Below are 19,598 nucleotides of genomic sequence, written 5' to 3' on the forward strand. Positions count from 1 at the left end.
CCGACGCCGCCACCCGCCTGAGCGCGCGCACGAAAAAGCCCCGGACCTCTTCTTGGGCCCGGGGCTTTTTCGTGTGTTGACTAGCGGTAGTCGCTGTACCCGTAGTCGTCCAACGGAACCGCGGCTCCGGTGGCCTGGCCGAAGTCCGGGCTGTAGTAGTGATCCTCGTAGGACGGGATCGTGTACGCCGCGGCGCGGGCCTCCTCGGTGGGCTGCACCTGGATGTTGCGGTAGCGGTTGATGCCGGTACCGGCCGGGATCAGCTTTCCGATGATCACGTTCTCCTTCAGACCGTTGAGCTTGTCGCTGCGGCAGTTGATCGCCGCATCGGTCAGCACTCGGGTGGTCTCCTGGAACGACGCCGCGGACAGCCACGAGTCGGTGGCCAGCGACGCCTTCGTGATACCCATCAGAACCGGACGCCCGGCGGCGGGCTCGCCGCCCTCGGCCACCACGCGGCGGTTCTCCGCCTCGAATTCCGCACGGTCGATCAGCGAGCCGGGCAGGAACTCCGTCGAGCCCGAGTCGATGATGGTGACGCGGCGCAGCATCTGGCGAACGATCACCTCGATGTGCTTGTCGTGGATCGACACACCCTGCGCGCGGTAGACCTCCTGGACCTCGCGGACCAGGTGGATCTGCACCTCGCGGGGGCCCTGCACGCGCAGCACCTCGTGCGGGTCGGCCGAGCCTTCCATCAGCTGCTGGCCCACCTCGACGTGGTCGCCGTCGGACAGCACTCCCTCGGAGCCGTCGTCGTGCTTGTACACGCGCAGCCGCTGCCGCTTGGAGAGCTTGTCGTAGACGACCTCCTCGCCGCCGTCGTCCGGAACGATGGTGATCTTGTAGAACCGCTCACCGTCCTCGAGACGGACCCGCCCGGTGACGTCGGCGATCGGCGCCTTGCCGCGCGGGACGCGGGCCTCGAACAGCTCCTGCACGCGGGGCAGACCGCCGGTGATGTCCTCACCGACACCACCCTGGTGGAAGGTCCGCATCGTCAGCTGGGTGCCGGGCTCGCCGATGGACTGTGCCGCGACGATGCCGACGGCCTCGCCGATGTCGACCAGCTTGCCGGTGGCCATCGAGCGCCCGTAGCAGGTCGCGCACACGCCGGTGCCGGTGGTGCAGGTCAGCACCGAGCGCACCTTGACCGACGTGATGCCCGCCGCCAGCAGGGCGTCGATCTCCGGGTCACCCAGGTCCTCGCCTCGCGCGACGACGACGTTGCCCTTCTCGTCGACCGCGTCGGTGCCCAAAGTCCGCGCGTACGCCGAGGTTTCGATGTACGGGTCGCGGATCAGCGTGCCGTCGGGCTGACGCTCGGCCAGCTCGACGACGATGCCGCGCTCGGTCTCGCAGTCGTGCTCGCGGACGATGACGTCCTGGCTCACGTCCACCAGACGACGGGTCAGGTAGCCGGAGTCGGCGGTACGCAACGCGGTGTCCGCCAAGCCCTTTCGAGCGCCGTGGGTGTTGATGAAGTACTCCAGCACCGTCAGGCCCTCGCGGAACGACGACTTGACCGGACGCGGGATGAACTCACCCTTCGGGTTGGTCACCAGACCCTTCATGCCGGCCAGCGTTCGCGTCTGGGTGAAGTTACCCGTGGCACCCGAGTCGACGATCGTGATGATCGGGTTGTCGGCGGGGTAGTGCTCGCGCAGCGCCTGACCGACCTCGTCGGTGGCTTCCTTCCAGATCTCCACCAGCGCCTCGTTGCGCTCGTCGTGGTTCAAAGCACCACGCTGGAACTGCTTTTCGACCTTGTCGGCGCGCTCCTCGTAGTGGTCGAGGATCTCCTTCTTGCGCGGCGGAACCAACACGTCGGCCATCGAGACCGTGACACCGCTGCGGGTCGCCCAGTAGAAACCGGCGTCCTTGAGCTTGTCGACGGTCTGCGCCACCACGATCATCGGGTAGCGCTCGGCCAGGTCGTTGATGATCGAGGCCTGCACCTTCTTGTGCATCTGCTTGTTCACGAACGGGTAGGCCACCGGCAACAGCTCGTTGAACAGCACCCGGCCCAGCGTGGTCTCGGCCATCCAGGAGTCGCCCGGCTGCCAGCCGTTGGCGCCGAAGAGCTCCGCCTCGATCTCGGCGGGCGGACGCAGCTGGGTCAGCCGCACCTTGATCTTGGCCCGCACCGAAAGCACTCCGCGGTCCGACGCCATGATCGCCTCGGCCGGCGAGGAATACACCCCGACCTCGGGTTGGTCCTTGGCGGCCGGTGAGTATTCGCCGGTGTCGCCGTCGACCTCGGTGGTCAGGAAGTACAGCCCGGTCACCATGTCCAGTCGGGGCATGGCCAACGGGCGGCCCGACGCCGGCGACAGGATGTTGTTGGAGGACAGCATCAGGATGCGGGCCTCGGCCTGCGCCTCGGCGGAGAGCGGCAGGTGCACCGCCATCTGGTCACCGTCGAAGTCGGCGTTGAACGCCTCACACACCAACGGGTGCAGCTGAATCGCCTTGCCCTCCACCAGCATCGGCTCGAAGGCCTGGATGCCCAGCCGGTGCAGGGTCGGCGCACGGTTCAGCAGCACCGGGTGCTCGGCGATGACCTCTTCGAGGACGTCCCACACCTGGGGGCGCTGCCGCTCGACCATCCGCTTGGCGCTCTTGATGTTCTGCGCGTGGTTGAGGTCGACGAGCCGCTTCATCACGAACGGCTTGAACAGCTCCAGCGCCATCAGCTTGGGCAGGCCGCACTGGTGCAGCTTGAGCTGCGGGCCGACCACGATGACCGAACGGCCCGAGTAGTCGACGCGCTTGCCCAGCAGGTTCTGCCGGAACCGGCCCTGCTTGCCCTTGAGCAGATCGGAGAGCGACTTCAGCGGGCGGTTGCCCGGCCCGGTGACCGGGCGGCCGCGGCGGCCGTTGTCGAACAGCGCGTCCACCGACTCCTGCAGCATCCGCTTCTCGTTGTTGACGATGATCTCGGGCGCGCCGAGGTCGATCAGCCTCTTGAGCCGGTTGTTGCGGTTGATCACGCGGCGGTACAGGTCGTTGAGGTCGCTGGTGGCGAACCGGCCACCGTCGAGCTGGACCATCGGCCGCAGCTCCGGCGGGATCACCGGCACGGCGTCGAGCACCATGCCCATCGGCGAATTGCCCGACTGCTGGAAGGCGGCGACCACCTTCAGCCGCTTGAGCGCGCGAAGCTTCTTCTGCCCCTTACCGTTTCGGATGACGTCACGCAGGTTGTCGGCCTCGGCGTCGATGTCGAAGTTCTCGATCAGCTTCTGGATCGACTCGGCGCCCATGGCACCGGTGAAGTACTCGCCGTAACGGTCGACGAGCTCGCGGTAGAGGTTCTCGTCGACGATCAGCTGCTTGGGGGCCAGCTTGGTGAAGGTGCTCCAGATGTCCTCCAGCCGGTCCAGCTCGCGCTGGGCGCGGTCGCGGATCTGGCGCATCTCCCGCTCGCCGCCGTCGCGAACCTTGCGCCGGGCGTCAGCCTTGGCGCCCTCGGCCTCGAGCTCGGCCAGGTCCGCCTCGAGCTTCTGCGCGCGGGCCTCCAGCTCGGCGTCGCGCTGGTCTTCAACTCCCTTGCGCTCCACCAGCATTTCGGCCTCGAGCGTGGACAGCTCGTTGTGCCGCATCTCGTCGTCGACGGACGTGATCACGTACGCGGCGAAGTAGATGATCTTCTCGAGGTCCTTCGGCGCCAGGTCGAGCAGGTAGCCCAGGCGCGAGGGCACACCCTTGAAGTACCAGATGTGCGTGACGGGCGCCGCCAGCTCGATGTGGCCCATCCGCTCGCGGCGCACCTTGGCGCGGGTCACCTCGACGCCGCAGCGCTCGCAGATGATGCCCTTGAAGCGGACGCGCTTGTACTTGCCGCAGTAGCACTCCCAGTCGCGAGTAGGTCCGAAGATCTTCTCGCAGAACAGGCCGTCCTTCTCCGGCTTCAGCGTGCGGTAGTTGATCGTCTCCGGCTTCTTGACCTCGCCGTAAGACCATTGCCTGATGTCCTCCGCGGTGGCCAGGCCGATACGGAGTTCATCGAAGAAGTTGACGTCGAGCACGTAACTCCCTTTCCCCTTGCGGGTTTAGTAACTAATTAAGCCAAGTCCTCAACAGAGGCGGATTCGTTGCGGGACAAGTTGATTCCCAGGTTGGCGGCGGCCCGCTCCAGGTCCTCGTCCTCGCCCTCGCGCAGCTCGATGGCCGCGCCGTCACTCGACAGCACCTCGACGTTGAGGCAAAGCGACTGCAGCTCCTTGAGCAGCACCTTGAACGACTCGGGGATGCCCGGCTCGGGAATGTTCTCGCCCTTGACGATCGCCTCGTACACCTTGACCCGGCCGACGGTGTCGTCGGACTTGATGGTCAACAGCTCCTGCAGCGTGTACGCGGCGCCGTAAGCCTGCATGGCCCAGCACTCCATCTCACCGAACCGCTGACCACCGAACTGCGCCTTACCGCCCAGCGGCTGCTGGGTGATCATCGAGTACGGGCCGGTGGAGCGGGCGTGGATCTTGTCGTCCACCAGGTGGTGCAGCTTCATGATGTACATGAAGCCGACGGTCACCGGGTACGGGAACGGCTCGCCGCTGCGGCCGTCGAACAGCACCGCCTTGCCGTCGCCGTTGACCAGCACCTCACCGTCGCGGTTGGGCAACGTGGCCGACAGCAGCCCCTGCAGCTCGGCCTCCTGCGCGCCGTCGAACACCGGTGTGGAGACGATGGCGTTCGGCTCGGCGTGCAGCAGGTCCTCGGGCAGGTTGGTGGCCCAGTCGGGCACGCCCTTGCCGGTGTCGACCTTCCAGCCGCTGTGCGCGCACCAGCCGAGGTGCGTTTCCAGGATCTGGCCGATGTTCATCCGTCGCGGCACCCCGTGAGTGTTCAGGATGATGTCCACCGGGGTGCCGTCCGGCAGGAACGGCATGTCCTCGACCGGCAGGATCTTGCCGATCACGCCCTTGTTGCCGTGCCGGCCGGCGAGCTTGTCGCCGTCGGAGATCTTGCGCTTCTGGGCCACGTACACGCGGACCAGCTCGTTGACCCCGGCCGGCAGCTCGTCGTCGTCCTCGCGGGAGAACACCCGGATGCCGATGACCTTGCCGGACTCGCCGTGCGGCACCTTCAGGGAGGTGTCGCGGACCTCGCGGGCCTTCTCGCCGAAGATCGCCCGCAGCAGCCGCTCCTCCGGGGTCAGCTCGGTCTCACCCTTCGGGGTGACCTTGCCGACCAGGATGTCGCCGTCGCGAACCTCGGCCCCGATCCGCACGATGCCGCGCTCGTCCAGGTCGGCGAGGACCTCGTCGGAGACATTGGGGATGTCCCGGGTGATCTCCTCGGCGCCCAGCTTGGTGTCGCGGGCATCGATCTCGTGCTCCTCGATGTGGATCGAGGTCAGCACGTCCTCTTCGACCAGGCGGTTGGAGAGGATGATCGCGTCCTCGTAGTTGTGGCCCTCCCACGGCATGATCGCGACCAGCAGGTTCTTGCCCAGGGCCATCTCACCGTTTTCGGTGCAGGGGCCGTCGGCGATCACCTGGCCGGCCTCGACGCGGTCGCCCGCGTCGACGATCGGCGACTGGTTGGCGCAGGTGCCGTGGTTGGACCGCGCGAACTTGCGCATCCGGTAGGTGTGCCGGGTGCCGTCGTCGGCCATCACGGTGATGTAGTCCGCGGAGACCTCCTCGATCACTCCGGCCTTGTCCGCGACGACGACGTCGCCGGCGTCGATCGCGGCGCGCAACTCCATACCGGTGCCCACCAGCGGCGCCTCGCTGCGAACCAGCGGAACCGCCTGGCGCTGCATGTTGGCGCCCATCAGGGCGCGGTTGGCGTCGTCGTGCTCGAGGAACGGGATCATGGCGGTGGCCACCGACACCATCTGGCGCGGCGACACGTCCATGTAGTCGACCTCGGACGAGGGCACGTACTCGACCTCGCCCGCCTTGCGGCGAACCAGGACGCGCGGCTCGACGAACCGTCCGCTGGGATCGATCGGCGAGTTGGCCTGCGCCACCACGTGGCGGTCCTCCTCGTCGGCCGTCAGGTAGACGATCTCGTCGGTGACCACGCCGTCGACCACCTTGCGGTACGGCGTCTCGATGAACCCGAACGGGTTGACCCGCGCGTACACCGAAAGCGAGCCGATCAGACCGATGTTCGGACCCTCCGGGGTCTCGATCGGGCACATCCGGCCGTAGTGCGACGGGTGCACGTCACGGACCTCCAGGCCGGCGCGCTCACGGGACAGACCGCCCGGGCCCAGCGCCGACAGGCGGCGCTTGTGGGTGAGGCCCGAAAGCGGGTTGTTCTGGTCCATGAACTGCGACAGCTGGCTGGTGCCGAAGAACTCCTTGATCGCGGCGACCACCGGGCGGATGTTGATCAGCGTCTGCGGCGTGATGGCCTCGACGTCCTGGGTGGTCATCCGCTCCCGGACGACGCGCTCCATCCTGGACATGCCGACCCGGATCTGGTTCTGGATCAGCTCGCCGACCGTGCGCAGCCGCCGGTTGCCGAAGTGGTCGATGTCGTCGGTCTCCACCGGCACCTCGACGCCGCCGGGGACGGTCATCACCGACTGCCCCTCGTGCAGGCGAACCAGGTACTCGATGGTGGCGACGACGTCCTCTTCGGTCAGCGTGGTCGTCGTGATCGGGTTCTCGGTGTTCAGGCCGAGCTTCTTGTTGACCTTGTAGCGGCCCACCCGGGCCAGGTCGTAGCGCTTCTCCTTGAAGAACAGGTTCTCCAGCAGGGTCTGCGCCGACTCCTTGGTCGGCGGCTCGCCCGGACGCAGCTTGCGGTAGATGTCCAGCAGCGCCTCGTCGGTGCCGGCGGTGTTGTCCTTCTCCAGCGTCGACATCATGATCTCGGAGAAGCCGAACCGCTCGGTGATCCGCTCGGCGGTCCAGCCCAGCGCCTTGAGCAGCACGGTGACGGGCTGGCGGCGCTTGCGGTCGATGCGCACGCCGACGGTGTCGCGCTTGTCGACGTCGAACTCGAGCCAGGCGCCGCGGCTGGGAATCACCTTGACGCTGTGCAGCGTCTTCTCGGTGGACTTGTCGATCGTCTCGTCGAAGTAGACGCCCGGCGAGCGCACCAGCTGGCTGACGACGACGCGCTCGGTCCCGTTGATGATGAAGGTGCCCTTCTCGGTCATCATCGGGAAGTCACCCATGAACACCGTCTGGCTCTTGATCTCGCCGGTGTTGTTGTTGATGAACTCGGCCGTGACGAACAGCGGGGCCGCGTAGGTCATGTCCTTGTCTTTGCACTCGTCGACCGGCGCCTTGACCTCGTCAAAGCGGGGATCGGAGAAAGACAGCGACATCGAGCCCGAGAAGTCCTCGATCGGCGACAGCTCGTCGAGGACCTCTTGGAGGCCGCCCTTGGGGCTGGGGTCGCCGCCGGCGACGGCCTTGTTGCGCCATTCGTCGTGGCCGGTCAGCCACTTGAACGAGTCGGTCTGCACGTCAAGAAGCCCCGGAACCTCGAGCGGTTCGCGGAGCTTGGCGAAAGAAACTCGGTTGGGTGCTCCGGGCACGGAGCCGTTTGTGGAACTTGAGTTTTTTGAACTCTGGCGACTCTTGCTCTGGCGGGAATCTGCCAAGATGCGTCCTTCCAGCACCTCGTGCGACTCACGGTTTCCGGGGACACCGGGTGCGTTCGCCGCAACAATTTTGTCGGTTCGGCCGGCGAACGATCTGCCCAGATCTCACGCGCACAACTAAATAGCTAAGCCGCGGGAGGGGGCTCAGGCTAAGACCACGGTGTCAGGTGGCGGGTGAGGTGGGCAGGAGGTAGCCAGCGCAACGTCCAACAATAGCGCAGGAGCGCGCATTCCTCAACTACCCACAACAATCAACCCAGGGACATCGGCGCTGGCTCGCAATCTCGACTTCCCGTGGGTACATGCTGCCCAACAGACTGACCCGTTTAGGCCCGATCGTCAAGAGGGCGGGCCGCCAAGTTGCACCGAGTTATCGCAAATTTTCCTACGCCTCACCGAACTCGGTCGCCTTGAACCTGTGGGTGCCCTCGAGGTCGTCGAGGATCGCCGCCTGGGCGTTCTTGGGCAGGGTGTGCAGGATCTCGCGCACCCGGGCCTGGCGCCGCGCGACGGCTTTGCGCTCCGGCATGCCCGGCGTCGCGACGATCTGGGGGGGCACTCCCTCGATCTCCTCGACGCCGCCGGCGTGGTGACCGGCGTCGAGCAGCGCCTGCTCCTCGGCCATGGTGGCCTCGTCCTTCTCCTCGGACATGCCGATCGGCCCGATGCGCCGGCCGTTGAGGAACTGCCGCACCACGGGCTCGTCGCTGGTCAGCAGCACTTCGCGCGGGCCGAACATGACCAGCTTGCGGCGAAACAGCATGCCCATGTTGTCCGGCACGGTCCGGGCGATGTTGATGTTGTGCGTGACGATCAGGACGGTGGCGTCGATCTGGGCGTTGATGTCGAGGATCAGCTGGCTCAGGTACGCGGTACGAACCGGGTCCAGACCGGAGTCGGGCTCGTCGCACAGGATGATCTGCGGGTCCATCACCAGGGCCCGGGCCAGGCTGGCGCGCTTGCGCATACCGCCGGAGATCTCCCCGGGGAACTTCTTCTCGTCGCCGCCGAGACCCACCAGGGTCAGCTTCTCCATGACGATGTCACGGATCTCGCTTTCCTTCTTCTTCGTGTGCTCGCGCAGCGGGAACGCCGCGTTGTCGAACAGGTTCATCGACCCGAACAGCGCGCCGTCCTGGAACATGACGCCGAACAGCGTGCGGATCTCGTAGAGCTCCTTGGCCGAGCACTCGAGGATGTCCGTGCCGTCGATCATGATCGAGCCGCGCTCCGGACGTAGCAGACCGATGAGGGACTTCAGGAACACCGATTTGCCGGTACCCGACGGCCCCAACAGGACGCTGACCTCCCCGGCGGGGATATCCAACGTCACGTCTTCCCAAATTCTCGAGGGACCGAAGGACTTCGTGAGCCCCCTCACCTCGATAGCGACGCCCATGGGGAATCCTTCCGTCGACGCTCGTGCCCGCCACCTGCCCTTTTGTGTGGCATCAGTCACTGTAGCGCACGTCAGGCACCCGGCATCAGGCTTGGATCGCACCGCCGGAAAAAATTGGCCGACCTGAGACTTGGCGCCGCGCCCCTATTCGACGCGAGTTAGCCGGAAGGCGCCCAGTTGCCGTGGAATCCCATCGGTACCCGCTGCGGCAGATGCACGGTAGCCACCGATTCGAGGGTCTGCGCATCCAGCAGCACCAGCTGCCCTTCGTCGCGCCCGCGGTGGTAGCCGTAGCCCATCAGGATGCCGTCGTCCTCGGGCCGGTCCCCGGGGTCACGTGCGGGGTTCGGCACGAAAGACATCTCGCCGAGCAAAAGCTCGGGGTCGAGTTCGGCCACGGTGGCCGATCCCGAGACGTAGTCGTGCTTGTACAGCGGTGTCGCCGGCTGCGGACCGCCCGCGGCGGAGAAGCCGCCCTCGATGCCGACGGCGTAGCCGAAGCGGTGCCGCTTGCCGAGGCGCGTCTCGTTGATCCGCGGGAATTCCTGCGAGCGCTCGTCGCGGCATTCGGTGGCCACCGCGCCGGTCGCCAGGTTGACGGTCCAGCGGTCCAGCCTGGGCGTGGTGTCGCCGGGGCCGCGCCGGTCGCGGTCGAACATCCGCTCGTAGCGCACCACGTCGAGCACCAAAACCTCTGCGCCATCTCGCATTTCGGAGTAGGCGTTGAGCGGGTGGTAGACGTAGCAGGGTTCGATGTCGAACCAGCGGACGTCCTTACTGGCGCCCTCGCGGGGCATCACGCCGATGCGCGCCGGGTAGTCGGGGTTCCACGCGTACGGCATCCGGTCATCGTGTTTCGGGTTGCGGTTCATCATCGCGGTGATCGGGCCCGGCACCCGGACCCGCCCGACCAGCGACTGCAGCGCCAGCCGGGCCGGTACGCCCAGCCAGCGCGGGATGTTCCTGGGAAGCACCTGCACCGGGTCGAACGTCACCGGCAGGTCGTAGATCACCACGTATTTGTCGGTCAGCGAGAAGTCGTGCATCATCGGCGACCCGCTCACCTCGATGTCGACCGTGCGGCGGGCGCGCCCGCTGGTGTCGATCACCGAGTACTGCACGGTGCGCCCGCGGGCGAAAGAGTAAGACACGGCGTGCAATTCGCCGGTGTCGGGATCGCGGTGCGGATGGGCGGTGTAGCCGCCCTCCAGGGTGCCGTCGAAGTCACAGGTGCCGACGGTGTCGAGGTCCTCGGTCAGCTCGAAGTTGGCGGCCCCACCCTCGACCAGCGCCAGGGTGCGCCCGGCGTGGGCCAGCACGTTGGTGTTGGCCCCGAAGGACAGCATGCCCGCCCGCGGGTTGAGCCGGGCCGGCGCTGGCTCGCCGAGGGTGGCGCACACCGAGAGGCTGCGCACCCAGCGATTGCGGTACCAGCGGGCCTCGCCGCCGCGCAGCGCAACCCCGTGCACCATGCCGTCGCCGCTGAACCAGTGATAGGTGGCCGGGTCGACCTCTTCGGCCGGGTTCGGCCCGTTGCGCAGATAGCGCCCGTCGAGGTGCTTCGGGATGTGCCCGGTGACCTCCAGATCGGTCGCGGTCACTTCGGCGCCCACCGGCGCCAAGAAGCCCTCGAGATACGGGTTCGCGGATCGGGTGGCTTGCGCGGATGTCACTGCTAAGCTCCTATAACATTGATATTTCAGTGTTATAGGGACCGTACGCCCGTGATGAGAACATGGCAAGAATGACTTCGGAGACCGAGCGCAGCGTTCGTGACGAGATGCTGCACGCCGCCGTCGGCCTGCTCGACGAACAGGGGCCCGACGCGCTGCAGACCCGCAGGGTCGCGGGCGCCGCGGGGACCTCGACGATGGCGGTCTACACGCATTTCGGTGGGATGCGGGGCCTGATCGCCCAGGTTGCCGAGGAGGGCCTGCGGCAGTTCGACGCCGCGCTGACGCTGCCCGAGACCGATGACCCGGTCGCCGACCTGTTCGCCGTGGGCGCCGCCTACCGGCGCTACGCCATCGAGCGTTCGCACATGTATCGGCTGATGTTCGGCAGCACCAGCGCGCACGGCATCAACGCACCCGCCGGCAACGTCCTGACGCTGACGGTCGCCGAGATCGAGCGGGACATCCCCAGCTTCGCGCACGTGGTGCGAGCGGTGCAGCGGTCTATGCGTGCGGGGCGAATCACGGTCGGTTCCGCGGCTGACGACGCGGCGGTGGTGGCCACGGCGGCCCAGTTCTGGGCGTTGGTGCACGGGTTCGTGATGCTCGAACTGGCCGGCTTCTACGGGGACGACGGCGCGGCCGTCGCGCCGGTGCTCGGCTCGATGACGTCGAACTTCCTGGTCGCCCTGGGAGATTCACACGAGCGCGTGCGCGAGTCGCAGCGAGCGGCCTTCGGCCTTCGCTGAGCGCACGAAACCCCCGGAAGGGCGCTTCCGGGGGTTTCGTGACGTAGTGCTACTTGACGGTGACGGTGGCGCCGGCGGCCTCGAGCTTGGCCTTGGCGTCGTCGGCGGCCTCCTTGGCCACCTTCTCCAGCAGCGGCTTGGGCGCGCCGTCAACGAGGTCCTTGGCCTCCTTGAGGCCCAGGCCGGAGACGATCTCGCGGACCACCTTGATCACGCCGATCTTCTTGTCACCGGCGGCCTCGAGGATGACGTCGAACTCCGACTGCTCCTCGGCGGCCTCGGCGGGCGCGCCACCGGCGGCCGGACCGGCGGCGGCGACGGCGACCGGGGCGGCCGCGGTGACCTCGAAGGTCTCCTCGAACTTCTTGACGAAGTCCGAGAGCTCCAGCAGGGTCATTTCCTTGAACACGTCGAGCAGGTCGTCGGCGGTCATCTTTGCCATGGTGTGGGTCCTTCCTTGTTTTTCTACGTTGCGGTCGGTTGTTATTCGGCTTCGGCCGGGGGTTCGGCGGTTTCCGCGGTCTCGGCGGGCGCTTCTGCGGCCGGGGCCTCGGCGGCCGGGGCCGGCGCGGCGGCCTCGGCGGGCTTCTTCTCCTGCAGCGCGGCCAGCAGCCGGGCCATCTGGGAGGCGGGGGCGGCGAACAGCCCGGCGGCCTTTGCCAGGTTGCCCTTCATCGCGCCGGCCAGCTTGGCCAGCAGCACCTCGCGGGACTCCAGGTCCGCGATGCGCTCGACTTCGGAGACGGTCAGCGGGTGGCCATCCATGTAGCCGCCCTTGATGACCAGCGCCTTGTTCTCCTTGGCGAAGGTCTTGATCGCCTTGGCGGCGTCAACCGGCTCGCCGCTGACGAACGCGATGGCCGTCGGCCCGGCGAACAGCTCGTCGAGACCCTCGATGCCGGCATCGGCGGCCGCCCGCTTGATCAGCGTGTTCTTGGCCACCGTGTAGGTAGCCGATCCCGCCAGCGAGCGGCGCAGCTCGGCCAGGTTGGCCACCGTCAAACCGCGGTACTCGGTGATCAGGGTGGCCGTCGAGTCCTTGAACTGCTCCGCGATGTCTGCAACGGCGGTGGCCTTGTCAGCCCGGGCCATGCATACCTCCTGAGGTCAAAGTTGTCGGTGATTCACCGCAAGAACGACGAACGCCCCGGCGCAGGAAGCGGCCGGGGCGTACAAATTCGCCGGCGTGCGCCGGCGTTCTGCCTCGTCCTCCTGCGTGGGCCGCCGGGATGTTCCCGGACCTTCAACCGATTGCTCGGTGACCGACGGTCTTCGGTGGATCGGCAACCAGGATAGCCTGACCCCCCGCGGTCAGCCAAAACGGTGCAGCTACGCGAGCCCGGCCAGCCTGGCGGCGCCCACCAGCCCGGCCTCGCCGCCCAGTGCCGCGGGCACCACCCGCAGGCCGGCCAGGAACTCCAGCCCGGCGTACTCGGTCAGCGCCGACCGCAGCGGGCCGAAGAGCAAGTCCCCGGAGTTGGCCACACCGCCGCCGATGACGACGAGGTCGAGGTCGCAGACCGCCCCGACCGACGCGATCATCGCCGCCAGCGCGGTGGTGCCCCGCCGAAACGCCCGCTGCGCCACCGGGTCTCCGGCGGCCGCCGCGGCGGCCAGCTCCCGGGCGCCGGCGCCGGGCGGCGCGGCCCAGCCGTTTTCCCGCGCCCAGCGCACCATCCACGGTCCGGACGCGACGGTCTCGACGCAGCCGCGCCCGCCGCACGCACACGGCCGGCCGTCCTGCTCGACCACCACGTGACCGACGTGGCCGGCGTTGCCGGTGCGCCCGGTGTACGGGACGCCGCCGAGCACCAGCCCCCCGCCCACGCCGGTGGACACCACCATGCCAAGCATGAAGCGGGCGCCGCGGCCCGCCCCGAGCCAGTGCTCGCCCAGCGCCATGCACACGCCGTCGCCGCCGAGGCGGACGGGCACGCCGGGGACCGCGGCCGCGACCCGGTCCCGCAGGGGGAAGCCGCGCCAGGAGCGGATGTTGACCGGGCTGACGCTTCCGGCGTGCAGGTCGATGGGCCCGGCGCACGCGATTCCCACCGCGGTGACGGCGCCGTCGGCGACGCGCAGCGTGTCGGCGATGATCGCGGCGACCGCGGCCCAGACCTCCTCGGCGGATCCGCCCGGCGGCGTGGGCCGGATCGCGGTGTGCACCAGCGTGCCGCCGGGGTCGGTCAGCCCGGCGGCGATCTTGGTGCCGCCGATGTCGAGGCAGAGCGTGCGGGCGGCCATCAGTGGCGGTGCGTGTTGTCGGGTTGGCGTGGGTCGCCCGGGTGCTCGTAGCCGGGGGCGAGGCGGACCAGCGCGGCGCGCCGCGCGTCCAGCCACACCCGGAAGGCGCGCCGGCGCGCGGCGCCGCGCAGGTGGTCGGCGATCGCCGAGCGCACCTCCGCCAGGGGCGGCGCGGCGAGCGCGGGGGCCCGCCAGCCGTGCGGGCCCGGTCGCGGCGCGGCGAAGCGCAGCGGGTTGCGGGCGTGGTAGTCGGTCACCTCGTCGGCGCCGACCCCGACCGCGGCGGTGACGTCGGCGAACAGCGCCCGGGCCAACGGATCCGCCAGCGCGGCGGCCGCCACGCTGCCGATCTCGAGGCGTGCCGCCGCGTCGGGCAGCAGCTCGGCCTCGGCGGGCGCGCCGGTCGCGGTGAGGCCCCGGGCGGCGGCCTCGGCGGCGACCACCCGCTCGGTCACGATCAGCTGGGTGAGCCAGCGCCGCAGCTGCCGTCCCTCCCCGGTGCCGGGCGCCGGCAGCGCGGCCGCGCCCCGGCCGCGGCGCAGCCGCGCCTCGGCCGCGTCGACCTCGCCGACGGGTACCGGTTCGCCGGCCACGGTCGCCACCAGTCCGACGCTCATGTCACGGTCACCTTCACCGCCGGCGAGTACACCAGCCGGCCCGCGCAGCCCACCCGGACCAGCGCCCACCACTGCCCGGGATCCAGCCACGCCGGCGGGGTCAGGTCGAAGCCGAGCTCGACCGTCCCACGGGCGGGCACGACGGCGCCGAGCGCATTGGGCCCCATCCACTCCCAGGTGCCCCAGGGGCTGATCAGGTGCGCCTCCGCGGCCAGAGGGGCGCGGGCGTGGGTGCCGACCGTCACGGTCAGCCGGGCGGTCCCGCCCGCCGCGAGCTCGACGTCGCCGGGCTCGTCGGCGAGGTACAGCAGCTCGCGCTCGTGGTGTGCGCCCACGTCGACGACGCAGACGTCCTCGACCTCCTGACGCCACGCCGCCGGGACGCCGTCGCCGGTCAGGCACAGCCGGGCGCGCAGCGGGTAGAGCCCGGGCCGCGCCCGCGCCGGGATCGTCACCGTCACCTCGGCCTCGCGATGGTCGCCCACGCCCAGCGTGAACGGCAGCTCCGCCGGTGTCGCCGTCCAGCCGTCCGGGCACAGCACCGTCACCGCCCCGTGCAGCGTGGCGTCGCTGCAGTCGCCGGCCACGGTGAGCCGCAACGCCACCTCGGCGCCCGGCTCGGCGGTCACGCGCTGCGGGTGCAGGTGCGCGACGGCCGGCAGTCCCCCCAGCGGGGCGGGTCCGCGGTTGTGCAGCCAGTAGCGCGCGTACAGCGGTTGCGCGGCCTCGGCGTCCGGCGCCAGCGGCGCGTATTCCGTTGCCGCGCTTTGTGTTTCGAGGTGGGCCAGCACGGTGGCCACCTGATAACCGTGCAGCTCTAGCGATTTCGCGCGCCCGCCACGCGTTCCCAGCGGCCTTTCCAGCAGGTCGGCGAACGCCAGCCCGCGCACCGTGGCCGGCTCGGAGCCGAGGGTGACGCGGGTGCGTTTCCCGGTCGTCTGCACCAGCCTCAGGGCCACCGCGCCCCGGTCGACGGGCCGGGTGCGCCCCGCCGCCAGCGGGTTGCCGGCGGCCTTGAGGGCCGCCAGCTGCACAGAACCGGCGGGCTCGATGTGCAGCAGCGACCCGCTCGTCGGGAGCGCGCCGTCCGCTTCGCCGGGCGGGACGGCGAGCAGCGGATGGCCGAATTCCGCGCTGCGCGCGGGGATCTCGGCCTCCCGCCAGTCGCCGTCGCCGCAGGCCAGCGCGTAGTCGAAGACGTGGGTCCAGTGCTGGAGCTGGAAGTTGGAGCCGTCGGGCGCGGTGCGGCGCGGATCGTCGATCCAGGTTCCCGACGGCCAGCCGGTGCAGGACCGCATCAGCGCGGTGTGCAGCGTGCCGTCGGTCTCGACGGCGAAGCTGGGCACCCCGCGGTTGAGCAGCGCGACGGTGCGGGATTCGAAGCGTTCGATGCCCGCCGGCGCCCGCTGGTTGACCAGGATCTCCGCGCTCCCGAGCTCGTCGACCACCGACGCGATCGCGGCGGCCAGGCCGCCCTCGTCGCTGGCGTCGATCACCAGCACCGGCAGCGCCCGCGGCGGGCGCAGGTCGGCGCCGGGGACCCAGGCCGCGGCCAACGGCGTCTCGGCCGGTACCCAGACCCTGGCCCGCCCCGTTTCCGCCAGCTGGCGCTCGAGTTCGGCAGCGTATTCCGGGTCCGCCTGCGCCAGAACGGCTTTGGCAAACGCGTTGCGGGCCGGCCCGCCCAGCGCGATACGGACGTCGGGCAGGTTCGAGTCGACGTCGAGGCAGCCGTAGCGCGGCTTGTCGGCGCCGCTGCAGGTCGCCGTGACGCCGGCGCGGACCAGCGCCACCATCAGCTCGCGCGCCAGCGGCCCGGACTGCGCCTCCGCCGGCGACACCACCTCGGCCACCGACACCGCCCGCACTGAGTTATCCGAGGCGCCGACCCGGACCCGCACCGCCGACGACAGGCCGAACCAGCCGTAGGCCGGGTTGTCCAGCGTCCACAGGTGCCGCGCCGTGTCCACCGAGCGGGCGCCGTCGTGCAGCAGCGCGAAGCCGCGGCCGACGACGGCGTCCCCCACTTCGCTGACCGGCATGGCGCCCGGCACCGGGCACGGCCAGCGCAGCCGCAACAAGTGGTCCTCCCCGGCGAATTCGTCGATGGCCGTGCGGCAGTCCAGCCGCGCCAGCCCGTTCCACAGCGTCAGGGTTTGGGTGTAGCGCAGCTGCCCGCCGATGCGGCCGTGCACCACGAGGCGCTGACCGAGCGGGCCGCGGTAGGCCCGCACCCGGGCCGGCCACGCCGACGAGCCCACCACCGGCCCCTTGGGCAGCAGGTGCCACGGCCCCTCCCCCTGCCGGGGGTGCGACGGGTATTCCTCGTAGAGGGCCAGCTCGTTGCCCACCCGGCCGTCGGCGATCAGCTGCCGGCCGGCGGAGGACACCAGGGACACGATCCCCCCGCCGCGCGCCGGGTCGGCCTCCAGCCGGTAGTGCTCGTTGCCGATCGCCGAGCCGGGCACCGGTTCCCACCCGGCAGCCCCGCCGCCCGGCACCAGCCGATAGGCCCGCCAGCCCAGCGATGGCACGTCGCGCGCCAGCCAGGTGACCGACCGCCCGTCGTCCGCCACGTGCGCCGGCAGCTCGGTGCCGTCGGGATCGAGCACACGCACCCCGGCGCCGACCGGCGCGCCGAGCCGCGCGGTGACGATATCGGTTCGCTTGTGCGCCAATGGGTTCCACACGACCACGTCGCCGCCGACGGCGCCGGACAGCGCCGCCAGCGAGTTGTCCCGCGCCGCGCGGCCCAACTCCCACGCGTCGCGCCAACCGGTCAGCAGGTCCAGATAGACCTGATCGGACTCCGAGCCGGTGATGGCGTCGTGGTGCGCGCCGTACGCCAGCTGCACCCAGGCCTTGGCGAGCGCGGCCTGCGGGTACTCGGCGCCGGTCAGCAGCGCGGCGAACACCGCGAAGCGCTCGGCCTCGAGCACGGCGTTCTCGGCCGCCCGGTTGGCCTGTTTGGTGTCGATGTACGAGACGTCCTTGCCGGTGTAGATCGGGTTCATGTCCCGGGTCTGCGGGGACGGCTCGCAACCGCGCTGCGCGAGTTCGGCGCGCACCGCGGCGAAAAAGTCCCGCGGTATCGCGCACACGAACCGCGGCCACGTGTAGCGCGCTGCCCAGTCGCGATGGATCGCGGTGACCCATTTGTTGGGCGGCGTGTAGTCGGTCCCGACCGGCAGCAGCACGTTGCGGGTCAGGGCGACCTTCTTGAGCCGATCGAACAGCGCGCGGGTGGCCTCCTGCGCCTCCGCGAGCGAGACCGACGCGTCCATCCCCCAGCCCGCCCCGTAGTGCGCGGGCATGTAATGCGTGAGCAGGCCGCGGCCCGACGGCGCGATCCACTCGAACTCGCTGCAGAACTGCATGCGATCCATCTCGCCGCCCTGGGTCGGGCCCCACTGGTGGTGCGGCCCGCGCGCCCACGAACTCGACGTCAGGCCGGCGTCGGCGGCCAGCCCGGGGAATTGCGGGTCGTGGCCGAACACGTCGAGCTGCCACGCGGTGGCCGGGTCGGCACCCAGCACGTCACGCTGAAATCCCATGCCGTGCACCAGGTTCCGGATCGTTGTCTCCGGGCTGGTGAGGTTGGTGTTGGGTTCGTTGTAGGTGCCGCCCATCACCTCGACGCGGCCCTGCGCGATGAACCGGCGCAGGTCGGCGCGGTCCTCGGGGTGGGTGTCCCAGTACGGCTTGAGGTAGTCGACCTCCGCCAGCACGAACTTGTACTCGGGCTCGCGGCGGGCCATCTCCAGGTGCGCGCGGACCAGTTCGAAGCCGTTGGCCTGCCGTCCCGGCGGGTCTTCGGCCCATTCGCTGGTGTAGGCGCCCTGCGTGTTCCACCAGACCGGGTCGTAGTGAAAGTGACTGACCATGAACATGGTCCAGCCGGGCTCGGCGACGGTGAACTCGAACGGCTTGCCGACGCGCCCGGCGCGCGCCCGCGCGGAGCGCCGCTGGCCGACGACCGGGCGGTCGACCGTGACCGGGACCTCGACGACGTCGCTTCCGGGCTGGGCGATCGCCTCGCCGCTCAGGCCGTCGCCGTCGACGCGGACCGGCGTCGGCTCGGCGCAACCCGCCAGGCCGACGCGCGCCAGCTGCAGCGGCGCGTCCGGCGGCCCGACGAACAGTTCGGTCGATTCCGCCAAAACCACCCGCATGCCAAGAGCATGTCACCCCGTGGTGGAAAGCTCGGTGACATGGCCGACCTGACGACTCAACTGGCGGATCAGCTCGACTGGCACTGGCGCGAACAACTGCGCCCGCGGCTGGACGGCCTCACCGACGACGAGTACTTCTGGCAGCCGGTACCCGACTGCTGGAGCGTGCATCCGGGGGGATCGGTGGACTTCGCGTATCCCCCGCCCATTCCGACGCCGTTCACCACCATCGCGTGGCGCATGGCCCACGTCATCGTCGGGGTGTTCGCCGTGCGTGCCCACAATCATTTCGGCGGGCCGCCCGCCAGCTATCAGGACTGGGACTACGCCACCGACGCCGCCACCGCGCTGAAGCAACTCGACGAGGCGTACGCCGCATGGATGACCGGTGTGCGGTCGCTTTCGACCGCGGAGCTGACCCGCCGCTGCGGGCCGGCCGAAGGGCCGTACGCCGACTACCCGCTGTCCGAGCTGGTCTTGCACATCAATCGAGAAGCGATTCACCATGGTGCCGAAATCGCATGCCTGCGCGACCTTTACCTCCACAGCCGAACCGTCGACAAGAGGGACTGACAGATGCCCGCACTCGCCCCGCCCGTTACCGACGAACGCAACGCCCTGCGCGAATTCCTGGCGTTCCACCAAAGCGCCTACTTCGCGGTCTCATACGGCCTCACCGACGAACAGGCCCGCTCGACGCCTTCGGTCAGCGCGCTGTCGGTCGGCGGGCTGGTCAAGCACGCCACCGCCATGCAACGCAACTGGATGGCGCGCGTGGCCGCCGCGCCGGAGCTGCCGCCGAAGGATCCCCGCCCGTTCGAGCAGATCGCCAAGGAGTTCGGCGACCAGCACGTGATGCGGCCCGACGAGACGCTGGCCGGGCTGCTGCGGGCGTTCGAGGCCCAGAACGAGGAATCGCTGCGCCTGGTCGAGACCGCCGACCTCGACGCCACGGTTCCCGTGCCGCAGGACATCCCCTGGTTCCCCAAGGACCAGAAGGCGTGGTCGGTGCGCTGGGTGATCCTGCACGTGATCAACGAGCTGGCCCGCCACGCCGGGCACGCCGACATCGTCCGGGAATCGATCGACGGCGCCACCATGTACGAGCTGATCGCGGGGCTGGAAAATTGGCGGATCGAAGGGTGGGTCCAGCCCTGGCGGAAATAGG

The 19,598-nt window shown here is 69.5% G+C and carries 12 protein-coding genes; 3 read left to right on the top strand and 9 right to left on the bottom strand.

Annotated elements, in window-relative coordinates:
* Positions 1–80: 80 nt before the first annotated feature.
* The 4 genes from AC5Y2S_RS10495 to AC5Y2S_RS10510 form a co-directional block, all read right to left on the bottom strand.
* Positions 81–4,031, bottom strand: coding sequence for a DNA-directed RNA polymerase subunit beta' (locus AC5Y2S_RS10495; protein WP_499956062.1), 3,951 nt, complete (start codon positions 4,029–4,031; stop codon positions 81–83).
* 35 nt (positions 4,032–4,066) lie between these two features.
* Positions 4,067–7,576, bottom strand: coding sequence for a DNA-directed RNA polymerase subunit beta (gene rpoB / locus AC5Y2S_RS10500; protein WP_499901738.1), 3,510 nt, complete (start codon positions 7,574–7,576; stop codon positions 4,067–4,069).
* Positions 7,577–7,961: 385 nt separating this feature from the next.
* Entirely contained in the window at positions 7,962–8,975 is a 1,014-nt protein-coding gene (locus AC5Y2S_RS10505) for an ABC transporter ATP-binding protein (RefSeq protein WP_499956064.1), read from the bottom strand.
* A gap of 158 nt (positions 8,976–9,133) precedes the next feature.
* The gene (locus AC5Y2S_RS10510) at positions 9,134–10,648 is read right to left on the bottom strand and encodes a carotenoid oxygenase family protein (RefSeq protein WP_499956066.1); all 1,515 of its coding nucleotides are present in this window, start codon (positions 10,646–10,648) and stop codon (positions 9,134–9,136) included.
* Between the two features lie 71 nt (positions 10,649–10,719).
* Between AC5Y2S_RS10510 and AC5Y2S_RS10515 the strand changes: the two genes are divergently transcribed.
* Positions 10,720–11,397: a TetR/AcrR family transcriptional regulator gene (locus tag AC5Y2S_RS10515; RefSeq protein ID WP_499956068.1), complete on the top strand. Its 678-nt coding sequence runs from the start codon at positions 10,720–10,722 to the stop codon at positions 11,395–11,397.
* A gap of 49 nt (positions 11,398–11,446) precedes the next feature.
* Here AC5Y2S_RS10515 and rplL read toward each other — a convergent pair whose 3' ends face one another.
* The 5 genes from rplL to AC5Y2S_RS10540 all read right to left on the bottom strand — a co-directional run bounded on the left by rplL (position 11,447) and on the right by AC5Y2S_RS10540 (position 18,430).
* Positions 11,447–11,839 (bottom strand): 50S ribosomal protein L7/L12, encoded by a 393-nt coding sequence (gene rplL, locus AC5Y2S_RS10520; protein WP_499956070.1) that lies wholly within the window; start codon positions 11,837–11,839, stop codon positions 11,447–11,449.
* A 41-nt stretch (positions 11,840–11,880) separates the two neighbouring features.
* Positions 11,881–12,489 (bottom strand): 50S ribosomal protein L10, encoded by a 609-nt coding sequence (gene rplJ, locus AC5Y2S_RS10525; protein WP_499956072.1) that lies wholly within the window; start codon positions 12,487–12,489, stop codon positions 11,881–11,883.
* A gap of 237 nt (positions 12,490–12,726) precedes the next feature.
* The gene (locus AC5Y2S_RS10530) at positions 12,727–13,641 is read right to left on the bottom strand and encodes an ROK family protein (protein WP_499956074.1); all 915 of its coding nucleotides are present in this window, start codon (positions 13,639–13,641) and stop codon (positions 12,727–12,729) included.
* A complete protein-coding gene (locus tag AC5Y2S_RS10535) occupies positions 13,641–14,258 on the bottom strand; it encodes a DUF7158 domain-containing protein (RefSeq protein WP_499956076.1) in 618 nt (205 codons plus the stop codon). The genes AC5Y2S_RS10530 and AC5Y2S_RS10535 overlap by 1 nt, the downstream gene beginning before the upstream one ends.
* Positions 14,255–18,430, bottom strand: coding sequence for a glycoside hydrolase family 38 N-terminal domain-containing protein (locus AC5Y2S_RS10540; protein ID WP_499956078.1), 4,176 nt, complete (start codon positions 18,428–18,430; stop codon positions 14,255–14,257). The genes AC5Y2S_RS10535 and AC5Y2S_RS10540 overlap by 4 nt, the downstream gene beginning before the upstream one ends.
* Before the next feature lie 39 nt (positions 18,431–18,469).
* Between AC5Y2S_RS10540 and AC5Y2S_RS10545 the strand changes: the two genes are divergently transcribed.
* Positions 18,470–19,003, top strand: a complete 534-nt coding sequence (locus tag AC5Y2S_RS10545; RefSeq protein ID WP_499956080.1) for a DinB family protein — start codon at positions 18,470–18,472, stop codon at positions 19,001–19,003.
* A gap of 3 nt (positions 19,004–19,006) precedes the next feature.
* Positions 19,007–19,597 carry a DinB family protein gene (locus AC5Y2S_RS10550; protein ID WP_499956082.1) on the top strand — a complete coding sequence of 197 codons (591 nt, stop codon included), beginning with the start codon at positions 19,007–19,009 and terminating at the stop codon, positions 19,595–19,597.
* Position 19,598: the final 1 nt, after the last annotated feature.

The sequence above is a fragment of the Mycobacterium sp. NGS69 genome (genome assembly GCF_059812165.1).